Source organism: Vreelandella sp. L-15, assembly GCF_056857635.1.
In genome coordinates this window covers 40,429-53,422 of the sequence record NZ_JBSXNN010000060.1, presented here as the reverse complement: position 1 = coordinate 53,422, position 12,994 = coordinate 40,429, and the positions used below count along the sequence as shown (strand labels likewise).

11 protein-coding genes are annotated in these 12,994 nt (G+C 55.0%); 8 read left to right on the top strand and 3 right to left on the bottom strand.

Annotated features, from left to right (window positions below; translation table 11 throughout):
* Positions 1 to 158: 158 nt before the first annotated feature.
* A complete protein-coding gene (locus AC13CY_RS08825; protein ID WP_054641033.1) occupies positions 159 to 902 on the bottom strand; it encodes a sulfite exporter TauE/SafE family protein in 744 nt (247 codons plus the stop codon).
* A gap of 128 nt (positions 903 to 1,030) precedes the next feature.
* A complete protein-coding gene (gene mgtE / locus AC13CY_RS08820; RefSeq protein WP_058577458.1) occupies positions 1,031 to 2,389 on the bottom strand; it encodes a magnesium transporter in 1,359 nt (452 codons plus the stop codon).
* Between the two features lie 295 nt (positions 2,390 to 2,684).
* Here mgtE and AC13CY_RS08815 point away from each other — a divergent pair, with 295 nt between their 5' ends.
* Both AC13CY_RS08815 and AC13CY_RS08810 read left to right on the top strand, forming a co-directional pair.
* Positions 2,685 to 4,817: a PhoX family protein gene (locus AC13CY_RS08815; protein ID WP_474791293.1), complete on the top strand. Its 2,133-nt coding sequence runs from the start codon at positions 2,685 to 2,687 to the stop codon at positions 4,815 to 4,817.
* 274 nt (positions 4,818 to 5,091) lie between these two features.
* Positions 5,092 to 5,985 carry a LysR family transcriptional regulator gene (locus tag AC13CY_RS08810; protein ID WP_213262623.1) on the top strand — a complete coding sequence of 298 codons (894 nt, stop codon included), beginning with the start codon at positions 5,092 to 5,094 and terminating at the stop codon, positions 5,983 to 5,985.
* A 39-nt stretch (positions 5,986 to 6,024) separates the two neighbouring features.
* Here the strand turns inward: AC13CY_RS08810 and AC13CY_RS08805 are convergent, their stop codons facing one another.
* Positions 6,025 to 6,783 (bottom strand): FadR/GntR family transcriptional regulator, encoded by a 759-nt coding sequence (locus AC13CY_RS08805; RefSeq protein ID WP_228169081.1) that lies wholly within the window; start codon positions 6,781 to 6,783, stop codon positions 6,025 to 6,027.
* Between the two features lie 219 nt (positions 6,784 to 7,002).
* Here AC13CY_RS08805 and AC13CY_RS08800 point away from each other — a divergent pair, with 219 nt between their 5' ends.
* The 6 genes from AC13CY_RS08800 to AC13CY_RS08775 all read left to right on the top strand — a co-directional run bounded on the left by AC13CY_RS08800 (position 7,003) and on the right by AC13CY_RS08775 (position 12,870).
* Complete coding sequence (locus AC13CY_RS08800; RefSeq protein ID WP_213262624.1) at positions 7,003 to 7,998, top strand: asparaginase; 996 nt, start codon at positions 7,003 to 7,005, stop codon at positions 7,996 to 7,998.
* A gap of 68 nt (positions 7,999 to 8,066) precedes the next feature.
* Complete coding sequence (locus tag AC13CY_RS08795) at positions 8,067 to 9,068, top strand: TRAP transporter substrate-binding protein (protein WP_213262625.1); 1,002 nt, start codon at positions 8,067 to 8,069, stop codon at positions 9,066 to 9,068.
* 58 nt (positions 9,069 to 9,126) lie between these two features.
* Positions 9,127 to 9,648, top strand: a complete 522-nt coding sequence (locus AC13CY_RS08790; RefSeq protein ID WP_039857381.1) for a TRAP transporter small permease — start codon at positions 9,127 to 9,129, stop codon at positions 9,646 to 9,648.
* A gap of 15 nt (positions 9,649 to 9,663) precedes the next feature.
* Entirely contained in the window at positions 9,664 to 10,938 is a 1,275-nt protein-coding gene (locus tag AC13CY_RS08785; protein WP_172515019.1) for a TRAP transporter large permease, read from the top strand.
* A 40-nt stretch (positions 10,939 to 10,978) separates the two neighbouring features.
* Entirely contained in the window at positions 10,979 to 11,446 is a 468-nt protein-coding gene (locus AC13CY_RS08780; RefSeq protein WP_172515018.1) for a RidA family protein, read from the top strand.
* Positions 11,447 to 11,469: 23 nt separating this feature from the next.
* Positions 11,470 to 12,870: an amidase gene (locus tag AC13CY_RS08775; protein WP_172515017.1), complete on the top strand. Its 1,401-nt coding sequence runs from the start codon at positions 11,470 to 11,472 to the stop codon at positions 12,868 to 12,870.
* The last annotated feature ends 124 nt before the right edge of the window (positions 12,871 to 12,994 follow it).

Sequence of the window (12,994 nt, the reverse complement as noted above, 5' to 3'; positions counted from 1 at the left end):
GCATCAAGGCATTATCGAGCTGAAGGCGGAAGGGCTGTCCGTCTCTGCCCATGGAGGCTTGCGTAAGTCCGGCACATCGTCGGCAGCTGCCTGAGAAGTGGGAAGCCTCGCCCGTGGCGCGTCAGCGCTTAGGGCGGGGAGCAGTCACTAATAGGGGGCTAACTCACGGCCTGCCACACCAAGTTAATCCCCACTAAGAACATGGCCAGAATGACTAAGCGGTAAAACAGCTTTTCATTGACGCGACTCTGTAGCCAGAGGCCGTTACGCACCCCGATCCAAGCAACGGGCACAAGCAGCAGCGAGGCCCAGGCGCTGGTCATGTTGACTTCGCCTAGCCACATATACGGGCCTAGTTTGATAGTGTTTACCACCGCGTAGGTCACCGTACAGGTGGCAATAAAGGTCTCTTTCGTGAGCTTGCGCGGCATCAGGTACATGTTCATCGGTGGCGCGCCCGCGTGGGCAATGAAGCTGGTAAAGCCGCACACACTAGAGGCGGGCAGTGCCCAGTAGGTGGAAATGGGTTTTTTCGCCACGGGCTTGAGCAGCATATAGGCCGCAAACACGACCGAGAGAATGCCCAGCACCAGCCGCACGCCCTGCTCGCTCAGGCTGCCAAACAGCAAAGTGCCCACCGTCACTCCAATAAACAGCCCCGGCACAAAGCGCCATACCTCCGCGCTATCGTGCTTACCCCACCACGCTTTGACGGCAAATGCATCCATCACCAGCAATAGCGGCAGCAGCAGCCCGGCTGCCTGGGTCGGGCTAATCGCCAGCGCCATCAACGGCACCGAGAGCGTGCCAAAGCCGCCTGCAAAGCCCCCTTTAGAGACGCCGGTGAGGTAGACAGAAAAGATAATCAACAGCCAGGCGATAAGGGAGTAATCCGGGAGCATGGGAGTCTCTCAAAGTGTTCAAAAGCGACCGACATAAAAAGCCCCGCAGAGGCGGGGCACAACAGCATAGCATTAGATAAAAGTTAGCGGGCGAATAGAAAGGCAGCCGCGCCTTGTCATCACGTTGATCACAAAATAATCAGCGTCGCCAGCCCCAAGAACGATAGAAAGCCAACGACATCCGTAACGGTGGTCAGGATCACCGCGCCGGATAGAGCAGGGTCAATTTGCAGCCTTTTGAGTACCAAGGGGATCAGTACACCAGACATATTGGCGAGGCTCATGTTGATAAAAATCGCCAGCGTGATGACCAGAGTAATGAGCGGGTCGCTAAACCACAGGTAGGAAATACCGCCGACCACCAGCGCCCATACCAAGCCGTTCAGCATGCCCACCCACAGCTCTTTGTTGTAGAGCCACTGCTTGTTGTTACCGGCGATTTGCCCAAGCGCTAAGCCGCGAATGACCACCGTTAGCGTCTGGCTGCCAGCAATCCCGCCCATGCTAGCGACCACCGGCATGAGGATAGCGAGCGCTACAACTTGATCCAGCACCGCTTCAAACTGACCGATCACAAAGGCGGCTAGAAAGGCGGTTAATAGGTTGATACCAAGCCAAACGCCGCGGCTCTTGGCACTGCGCAAAATCGGGGTGAACACTTCCTCTTCGTCGCTCACGCCGGACATGTGTTTCAACGTCATGTCGGCATCGTCTTGGGTAATTTCCAGTACGTCGGCGGCGTTTAATTGGCCTACCAGTAGCCCGTCGCTATCACATACCGGCACAAAGGACAGCTCTTTGGAGCGCAGCAGGGCGGCGGCTTCGCTGACTTTCATCTGGTCGTTGAGCGTGTAGGGAGCATCGTCCATGAACTCGTCCACGGTGCTCTCCTGGGGCTGTTTGACCAAATCAATCAGCGTCAGGGTGCCCAGTAGGCGCTTGTCCTTATCGGTGATCATGATCTGCTGAGAGTCATCGTCGAGCAGGTGATGAATACGGATGTAACGCTGCACGGCTTCCAGCGACATGCCCTGCTTCACATTGACCGTTTCCGGGTCCATGTAGCGGCCAACCATGTCCTCTTCATAGGCATGAAGATTCTCGACCTGGGCGCGGATCTCCTGGTCTAGACTGGCGTAGACGGTGGTTTTGATCTCTTCGTCAGCAACATCGAGAACTTCGGCGACTTCCTGGGCATCCAGGCCCTTAACAATTTGCTCAACGTCGCTGGCGGTCAGGTCTTCGATGTAGTCGGCACGGATGTCTTCATCGACTTCGGCCAGCACCTCGCCGAGCATCGTTTCTGGAATGTACTCCCACAGCAAATCACGGGTTTTGGCGGGAAAAGACTCAAGAGTGCGTGCAATCGCTAAAATATCGAGCTCATTAAACAGCTCGTTTAAGGCAGCGGTATCTTCTTCGTCTAGCAACTTTTGAAGATAGAGCAGCTGCTCCTCGGTGTTGGTGTATTTCTCTTCATCGCGCATAGAGTCCATCCTTTGGGGAATTAATTTTTAACACAACTACTTGAAAGCGCTTGATGGCTCACTATGAATCTTAGCGATAGCCTGGGTTGAAAGCCATGCAGGCTTATTGACCGGCATAATTAAGGAGAGCGTAGTGACGCATGGTGGCTGATGAGCTTATCCGCAGCATTATTCATATAGCGCCTGCCATCGAACCGTCATTAAAAAGTCGCTTACCCGTCATACATATTTCATTTTGCGCTACTAGCCTCTTCAAAAAACCGTTATGACCATGTCCATGACTACGAGGGGCTCCATGAGCAAGGAAATCGAAGATCACCGCTTGTTTAACCACAGCCATAACCAGCCATTTGCCGAGGTACTGGCTCAGCACGTCTCCCGGCGCGACGTAATGCGGGGCGGCCTGGGGTTGGCGGCGGCTTCTATGCTGGGGTTTGGCGGTGCGGCTCAAGCACTCGCAGGCGAACAGGCGAAGACGCCACTAACCCTCGCGTTTGAAGCGGTGCGAGGTTCTCGTATCGACGCCATCGTTGTGCCGGAAGGATACGTGGCTCAAGTGTTAGTGCCCTGGGGCACGCCGCTGCAGGCAGGCCAAGAGTGGCAGGCTGACCAACCCATGACGCCCGAGCGCCAAGCGACAAGTGTGGGCATGCACCACGACGGCATGGCCGGTTTTGCCCTGGATGCGGATAACGCCTCGCGCCGTTTTGTACTGGCACTGAATAACGAATACATCGACCAAGATGCGCTGTGGGCACCCCAAGGTGGACCGACCAATGCCGAAGCGGGCGCGCGCCCAGCGGACGAGTCACGCACTGAAATCAACGCCCATGGCGTGACGATCGTCGAAGTAGAGAAAGACGCCAGCGGCCAGTGGTCTCACGTTGCCAATTCGCCCTATAACCGCCGCCTCACCAGCGCCACGGTGATGGATCTTGCCGGCCCCGTGGCGGGTAGCGACTACGTAAAAACCCAGTTCTCCCCTGACGGCACGCAAACCCGTGGTACCAACAACAACTGCGGTAACGGCGTAACGCCCTGGGGCACTTACATCGCCTGTGAAGAGAACTGGCCCGATATCTTCGTCAACCGTGGCGAGCGCTTCCAAGACGATGCGCGCATCGGTATTCCTACGGATAAAAGCCGCTATGGCTGGGATACCTCGGCAGGCGATGCTAGTGAACAGAACGGCGAGTTTGCGCGCTTTGATATCACTCCACGCGGTGAGCGTGCCGAAGATGATTACCGCAACGAAGCGCGCACTTTTGGCTACCAGGTAGAAGTCGACCCCTACAGCGGCGCCCGAGCGGTGAAGCGCACGGCGCTGGGGCGTTTTCGCCATGAGGGGTGCTGGCTGGGTAAACTGGAAGCAGGCAAGCCCATTGTGTTCTATTCAGGCCACGATGCCCGTAACGAGTATGTCTATAAGTACGTCTCTGATGCCGCCTGGGACCCTGCCGATGCCAACCGCCCCGGCGTGGAGTACGACCGCCTCGCCATTGGCAGCAAGTATATGGATAACGGCACGCTCTATGTCGCCCGCTTCCATGCCGATGGCAGCGGCGAGTGGCTGCCCTTAACGCCGAATGCTAAGACACAGGATGGCCGCATGTTGGCCGCTGCGCTTGGCCTAGCCGAGAACGACTTGGCAGGCATCATCATCAACACCTGCGATGCTGCTGATCTAATGGGCGCCACGCCAATGGACCGCCCCGAGTGGGCCACGGTAGACCCGGCCTCGGGTGAGGTGTATCTAACGCTGACGAACAACACCCAGCGCAGTGAAGAGGGCAGCGATGCCACCTTCACCAACGACGGAAGCGAGCTTGCCCAGCCGGGCGTTGGCTTCGCTACCGCCCCTGCGAACGCCGCGAACCCCCGCGCCAATAACGAGGCCGGGCACGTGATTCGTTGGCGGGAGAGCCGCTTGCCCAACGCCTTCACCTGGGAAGTGTTTGTGTTTGGCGCAGCCGCCGATGACGCCGATAACCACTCCGGGCTAAACGAGATGAACCAGTTTGCCAGCCCCGATGGCCTGTGGTTCGACGAGCGTGAAGACGGCCAAGGCATTCTCTGGATTCAGACCGACAACGGCTATGAAGGCGTTACCGAGCACACCAACGACCAGCTACTTGCCGTGGTGCCCCAAGGGTTAGAGGATATTCGCGGTACGGGGCCGGTGATCAACAGCAGCAACCAGCAACAGCTCAAACGCTTTGCGGTGGGGCCGAACGGCTGTGAAGTTACCGGCATCTTTGCCACGCCAGATAAAACCGCGCTGTTCATCAACATCCAGCACCCCGGCAACTGGCCAGCGGATGCTAGTGCGTTGGTGCAAGACGCCACTGCGGCGGCGAGTGGTCAAGTACGCCCGCGTGCGGCTACCGTGGTGATTCAGAAGCGCGATGGTGGGCCGGTGGGGGTGTAAACCGCCCCGCCCACCATAGCGGTCATGCAGAGCGTCATTGCCATTCTAAGGGCGTCGAGCCATCTTCAGGCTCGACGCCTTTTATCGCTATTTTTTCATCGCACACCTCCAACGTACACCTGCTTTCTAGTGGCATTACGCCTGCTGAAAGGGTGTCATGTATGTCAATAAGAAGGAGGGGCGCGACCTCTGATCACTAGCTTGATGCTCAACCTTGGATCAATCAAACGAAAAGAATTACACTGTGCCTTAAGTTTTTCTGAAAGGTGCTGTGATGAATCAGTTCGCTGGTGCGGAGACTAATCGGGCCGCTTTGCCATTACTGGATAGCGAGGTGCTGCGTACCTTTGTAACAATTGCGGAAAGTGGCAGTTTTACTCGCGCTGCCCAGCAATTGTTTCGGACTCCTTCCGCGCTGAGCATGCAGATCAAACGCCTGGAAGAGATACTGGGGCAGAACCTTTTTGTGCGTGAAGCGCGCCAGGTGCGATTGACGGCAGAGGGGGAAGTGCTGCTTGGCTATAGTCGGCGGTTGTTGAAACTCAATGCTGAGGCAGTGACTCAATTCTTGGCGCCGGCACTGGAAGGGCGTGTAGGCCTGGGCATAACCGATGATGTTGTCTGGCGTGTACTGCCCACCGTACTGGCCCAGTTTGCCCGCTCTCATCCTGCCGTGCAGGTCGATGTGATTGTTGGCCGCAGCGTAGAGCTGCTCGCAAGATTGGATGAGTCGGAACTTGATCTGGCTCTGGTGATGGCGGGAGAGCCTGGGCAGGCGAGGCGTGGCGAGATTGTGCATAGCGAGCCGCTGGTATGGGCGGGTCGTGAAGATGGTGTTGCCGTACAGCGTACGCCGCTGCCGGTGACCCTGGCTCAACAGGGTTGTGCATGGCGTAGAATTGCACTCCAGGCACTGGATAGCGCTGGGATGAACTATCGAATTGCCTACTCCTGCGACCACTGTGCCGGGCAAGAAGCCGCCATGTTGGCGGATCTGGCTATTTCACCGTTTCCAAAAAGCTTAATTCGCCCCCCGCTCAAACGTCTCACTCGTGATTTGCTTCCCCCGCTGGGCGATTATCAGGTAGCGCTGGTTAAACGGCCTGGTAGTGGCGATGCCAGCGAAGTGTTGGCCGAGCGGGTGGTGGAGGCTTTTCGTGAAGGATGAGCTGACGTCATTAGTCATTCGGAAAGATTGTAAAGTCGGCTAACGAGGTGCCTTTATCAACTCGCTGTCATCTTCATAGGTGAGATTGGTTTCCCAGCTTTCGCTGCTGGTGGCTATCGCCGCATGGATACCAGCGGTGTCGCCTGCTTTGAAAGCCGCATAGATAGCTTTATGGTCCTTCAGTGCGGTTTCGGGAAGTGAGCGCATGGAAGTTTCCAATGCGGCTTCGGTTAGTTGCAGTAAGGTTTCCCCGACGCGGATGGTCATGGGGTTATGGGTGCTGTGTAGAATGGCGCGATGGAAGGCTATATCGTGCTTTGAAGTCTGAACGCTCGCGCGGATGGCCTCTTCCATGGCGTCGATACTCTGCTGAATACGCTGATGATCCTCTGCCGTTGCCCCGTGCATTGCTTGAAGCGTATAAGCCGGTTCGAACATGCGACGAAACTCCAGTACATCTCGCGTCATGCCTCGTGCCAGGATCATCCCAAACGCCATAGGATCCACTAGCGGTGTGCCTGGTTCACGGCGAATAATGGTACCTTGACCTCGTTTTACTTCCACAATTCCAATGGCTTGTAGCATTTTAATGGCTTCACGCACGCTGGATTTTCCAATTCCTAAGCTTTGGGTTAGCTCCGTCTCTGAGGGCAGGTAATCACCAGGCTTCAGGTCACCACGTATCAAAGCGCTTTTTATGCGTTCGAGAAGTTGTAGCGCTACAGAACTGCGCTCCATTGAATCCCCAAAAGGCGGCTTGTTCGAGAAAGTGGTCTCGTACTGGTGTTTCAAACTCATGTAGGCCTCGCGTGACTCATGGATGTCTATCCCATTCTATCAATGCCTTAAGCCTAGCGGCTCCAGGCGTTTGCTTGCATATATTTAAAAAGAATATGTTTATCTTGCTTTGGTTTTATTACTTGCCTTGATTATGGTTTGTTTTTAGGGCTAGCATGATATCAGACATCTGATGTCTGGTGTTTAGGTAGGCCCAAGCACGCTGAAGCGAGAATTAGCATGACGAAGAAGCGCATAGTGGTACTGACAACTGGCGGCACTATTGCTAGCAAGCCTAGCGAGTCAGGTCGTAGTGAATCAGGTGCATTGAGCGGTGAACATTTGCTCAGTCAGGTAACGTTACCGCAGGGCGCTGATATCACGTTAGAAGTGGTATCAATCCTACAGAAGCCCAGTAATGCGATTACCCTCTCTGACCTTGCTGAGCTTTATCGTCATGGCCGGGAGGCGTTAGACCGTGAAGAGGTCGATGGTTTAGTGATCACCCATGGCACCGATACGTTAGAAGAAACAGCGTATTTTCTCTCGCTGACATTACCCATTGATAAGCCTTGCGTGATCACTGGCTCTCAGCGGGCGCCCCACCAATTAGGCACTGATGCTTTTAAAAATATTTGTGATTCCGTTGTAGCAGCGGCAGATGACCAATTGCGTCAGTTGGGCTGCGTAGTGGTATTTAATGAGTCGATCTTTGCAGCGCGCTACGCACGCAAGGTAAATAGTTTTCAACTGAATGGTTTTGAAGCCCCAGGCGTAGGGCCAATGGGGTATGTCGATGGTCGTCGGGTGAAGCTTTATTACACGGCTGCGGCGATCACTTCACCCATGACGGGATGGGACTTCCCGTTACCCAGAGTTGACCTGCTTCCCGCCTATTTGGATGCCTCTCCGGCGTTACTAAAAGCCTGTATTGAGAGTGGGGCAAAAGCTGTTGTGATTGATGGTTTGGGGCGTGGTCATGTGCCTCCAAGTTGGATGGCTCCGATCAAAGAGCTGATTAACGCGGGTGTCCCCATAGCGATAGTCAGTAACTGCGCTCAAGGACCGGTAAACACTAGCTATGAATTTAGCGGCAGTTTAGCCGACTTAGCGTCGGCTGGAGTGCTAATGCTTAACGATATCAGTGCACGTAAGGCAAGGCTTGCCCTTGCACTGTTACTGAGCAATACCCCAAGCGCAGCGCTAGGGGAGGCGATGGAGCGCATTATGTCCTGAGCATTTAATCCTGCTCAGGTCTCAGGAAACAAAAGAGTAATTCACCATAACTAAATAAGGTGCTGGACATGAAACTAACATTAAAGAAAGCCACACTCTCTGCTGCCATTGCAGTCGCTTCTTTAGGAGCTGCCCAGCTTCATGCAGCAGACTACACTTTCAGTTTCGCCCATGTGTTAATTGAAGACACACCTAACGGTCAGGCGGCGCTACGCTTTAAAGAAGAGGTAGAAGAGAAGTCAAACGGTCGTATTGCAATTAACGTATTACCTGCTGCGCAAGTGGGTGGTGACGTTGAGATTATTGAGCAGGTTCAAATGGGCCTAGTCGATATCGGTATTCCCCCAACTGCTACGCTGGGCAACTTTGAGCCACGCATGCAGATTTTGGATTTACCGTTCTTAATTGCCGATTACGACACCATGGTGGAAACCCTGGATGGTGAAGTAGGCCGTGAAATCCTCGATACCTTAAGTGGCCATAACATGTATGGCGTTAACTTCTGGGGCGCGGGTTTCCGCCATATCACTAACAATGATCGCCCGATCGAAACTCCTGAGGATATGGATAGCATCCGCATGCGTACCATGCAGGCGCCTATCATCATCTCCACCTATGAAAACCTGGGCGCTAACGCCACCGCAATGGCCTTCACCGAGGTTTACAACGGCCTGCAGCAAGGCGTGGTGTCGGGTCAGGAAAACCCACTGGCCAATATCTATACCATGCGTTTCCATGAGGTGCAGGATTATCTCTCGCTAACCAATCACGCTTACCACGCCTATGCTGCAGTAATGAATCAGGACTCCTGGGACTCGCTGCCGGAAGATCTGCAGGCGGTCATGCTGGAAGCTTTCGATAACGGTCGAGACACTTCCCGTGAGCTAACACTGCAGGACGAAGAAACCATCTTGGAGGAGATTAAAGACGAAATTGCGATCAACGAACTCACCTCAGAGCAGCGTGACGCCTTTATTGAAGCCAGTATGCCAGTGCATGAAGAGTATGAAGATATCGTTACTACGGAGCTGCTACATAAAGTTTATGACGCAGTAGGTATCGAGTATTAAGTCTAAGCTTTATCAATAAAGCTGTTCTCTGCTGACCCATTAGGGGTGTGGATATCTCATGTTCGAAGCGCTCAACAAATGTCTTGATCGCTTGGAAAGTGTGGCGATGGTCGTTTTCATGTCGATTGCGACCATCCTCACTACCATCCAAGTCGTGTATCGCTACGGCTTTAGCGGTTCGCTATTTTGGGCTGAAGAAGTCGTTATTTACTCCATTATCTGTATGAGTTTTGTAGGCGCCAGTATGGGTGTGCGCCATGGCACGCATATTTCGGTGGATGTGCTGAATGCCATTGCCTCGCCCGCTGTGAACCGCTGGCTGCACATGATCGCAGCACTGATCGGTATCGTCTTCGCTGGCTTCATGACCTATTACGGCTTTGTCCTCTATTTCAGCACACTGGACCGTGGGCAATTAACCGCTGCACTTCGCCTGCCGATGGCATGGTTCTATCTGCCGATAGGCGTATCCGGTGTTCTGCTGATTCTGCGTTATCTATGGGTCATCAATGAAGTTTGGAAAAAGCCTCCGGTGAGTCTCTCCGAAGAGCTTGTGGCTGAGTCGGATAAGCTCATTTAACCCTGGAGGGCGACCATGATTACTGCTTTATTACCGATCTTTTTTGCCGTTCTACTGCTTGGGCTACCCATCTTTGCTTCCTTGGCATTGGCGGTGTTTCTTGCGATTGAATTCTTTGGCGCCACCAATCCTGTCATCGTGCCGATGCGCATGTTTACCGGCATGAACAACTTTTCGCTGATGGCAATTCCGTTTTTTATTCTGGCGGCGGAGCTGATGCGGATTGGCGGGCTTTCCGACCGGTTGATCAATCTTGCCAAGGCGTTGGTAGGGTGGGTGCCAGGCGGCTTGGCAGCGGCCACGGTGCTGTCATGCCTCTTCTTCGGGGCCATTTCCGGTTCAAGCCCTGCCACGGTGGTGGCGATTGGCTCGATCATGTTCCCGGCGCTTGTCGCTGCTGGCTACGATAAGCGCTTTGCGATTGGGTTGATAGCCACTGCCGGTACTTTGGGGCCGATCGTGCCGCCGAGTATTGCGTTGATTATCTACGGATCAGTGACCGGTACTTCGGTGGGACGGCTGTTTGCAGCAGGTCTGCTGCCCGCCATTGTGATTGCCTCTATTCTCATCGCCTACTGCATCGTCTTTAGCAGCCTCAAAGGCTATGAACGCGCGCCTTTTCCTTCGCTGCGGCAAATTTTAGTCGCCTTTAAAGATGCTGCCTGGGGCCTTGGACTGCCGGTAATTCTGCTGGGGGGCATTTATAGTGGCGTCTTTACTCCGACCGAGTCGGCGGCGGTCGCCTGCGTATATGGCCTGTTTGTCGGCATGGTGGTCTATCGCACCATTAACGTAACGGAACTGGTGGGAACGCTACGAAGCTCTGGTTTGATTTCCGCGACGCTGCTGCTGATTACGGCGGGTGCCTCTGCTTTCTCTTGGCTGCTCGCCATTACCGGTACGCCCAGTCAGTTGGCAGGTGAGGTGCTGTCTTGGACTGACGATCCGTTTCAGGTCATGGCGCTGTTTAATGTCGTGATGATCGTTGCTGGCTTCTTCCTCGACAGCGCCTCCGCCATCATCGTGCTCTCGCCGCTGCTGCAGCCTATTGCGGCCCAGGTGGGCGTGGACCCGGTGCATTTTGGGGTGGTCACGCTGATCAACTTCTCAGTAGGGATGATTACCCCGCCGGTCGGGTTGAACCTATTCGTTGCCATGGCGATATCTAAAATGTCGCTGCAGGAAGTTTTTAAGGCCTGCCTGCCGCTGATTGGTTTGATGTTGATAGCGCTGATTATCATCACTTACGTTCCATGGCTAAGCACTTGGCTGCCCTCGCTGATTTATTAATAAATCGCTTGAATACGTTAGTTAATAAGGACAACGAACCATGAGCAAAACGATTGAACAAGCGGTGGCAGAGCAGGGCCTTATGTTACCGGCGATTCCAACACCGCGTGGCCTGTTTCTGCCCTGGTCCCGGTTAGGCAACCAATTGTTTTTAGCGGGCCAGATCTGTGAGCGTGACGGTGATGTTCTCTATCCTGGCAAGGTGGGGGGTGAGTTCGATCTTGAAACCGGAAAACTAGCGGCCCAGGCGTGCGCTTTGAACCTCTTGGCTGAATTGAGCGATGCTGTCGATGGCGACTTCTCCCGCGTGGTGCGCTGCGTGCGCATGAATGGCTTCGTCAATGTGGCGCCGGGCTTTCACGATGTGCCGCTGGTGATCAACGGGGCATCCGAGCTTTTTGTCGCGCTCTTTGGCGATGCAGGGCGTCACGCTAGAACCGCCATCGGAGTCGCGACACTACCCGGTAATGCGGCGGTGGAAGTCGAAGCTATTTTTGAAGTGCGTTAAGCACCCACAAAGGTACGTAAAGCATGCAGGATTCACCCATTTTTCTACCGTTGCGTGAGCAGCGAGAGCGGCTTCGGGCGGGCACGCTGACGGCTACCGCGTTGGCCGAAGCGGCAATCGCTGCTTATCAGCAGCGCGGCCAACATGACCATGCCTACCTCACTTGGAACGGCGAGCAGGCACTGGCAATGGCAAAAGCTGCCGATGCGGTGCTCGCCCAAGGTGGTGATGCGGGGGCACTAATGGGCATGGCGGTATCGATCAAGGATATCTACGCCGTGACGGGGCTTCCGACTTATGCAGGCTCTTCCCAACGCCTGCCGAAGCGCTGGGAGCGTCCCGGCCCGGTGGTGAGCACGCTATTAAAACAGCTGCCTTCTGTGATGGGTAAAACCCACACCGTTGAGTTTGCCTTTGGTGGACTGGGCACCAACGCCCACTGGGGAGCACCGCGCAACCCGTGGGATGCACGTCAGCACCGCACGCCTGGTGGCTCCAGCTCAGGCGCGGGTGTTTCGTTAGTGGGTGGCACGGCAAGCTTGGCGTTAGGCACTGATACCGCCGGTTCAGTGCGTATTCCTGCCTCTATGACGGGTGTAGTTGGCTTGAAAACTACCGCCGGACGCTGGTCGACCGAGCAGATTGTGCCGCTTTCAAGTACGCTGGATACCCCAGGATTACTGGCGCATCGGGTCGATGACCTTGCCTTTGCGTTTGATGCACTGGATGGCAGCCTTTGCGGTCAGAATGATCGAGTACCAGCAACACCTATGCTTGCCGGTTTGACCTTTGGGGTGCCGGAAACGTTTTTCTGGGACGATTGCAGCCCAGGTGTCGCGGAAACCGTTCGTGCTGCGATTAAGCGGCTGGAGGCTGCAGGGGCGCGGATAGTCACGTTGGAACTGCCTGGGATTGACGAGGCGTATGAGTTGTTCAAGCTAGGTGGCGTGGCGGCGGCAGAGCTAGCATCGTTTCTAAAGACGGAACTGCCCGAGATGATTGACTCCCTGGACCCTAACGTCGCCGCTCGCGTCAAAGCGGCAGATGATATGCCCGCCTGGGAGTATGTACGTCGTCGCACGATTTTGGACTCGCTCTATCAATCGGCTGCCGTTCGCATGGCAGATGTCGATGCGGTCCTGACTCCCACGGTAGCGATTACCCCGCCCACTATCGAGAGTCTTGAGCCGGCAGGCGCCTACCCCAAAGCCAACATGCATGCTCTGCGAAACACGGTGATCGCTAATTTTTTAGGCCTATGTGCCTTAACGCTGCCGGTTGGTAAAGACAACGCAGGTATGCCCGTTGGCCTGCAAGTGCTGGCAGGGCCTTGGCAAGACGCCAAACTGCTAGCAATGGGTCAGGCAATTGAAAACGAGCTGGGGACAGGCTTAGAAATCCTGGGGCAACCGCCAGCGGTGTGAATAAGAAGAGGCGGACCCGCCGATGCGGTGCGTAAGGCCCTCATCGTGCTGGCCAAGTGCAGGCCGTTAAGCCCAGCAATTGCAGTGGCACATTCAAGTCTTGGCGCTAGGTAGACAGTGCCCG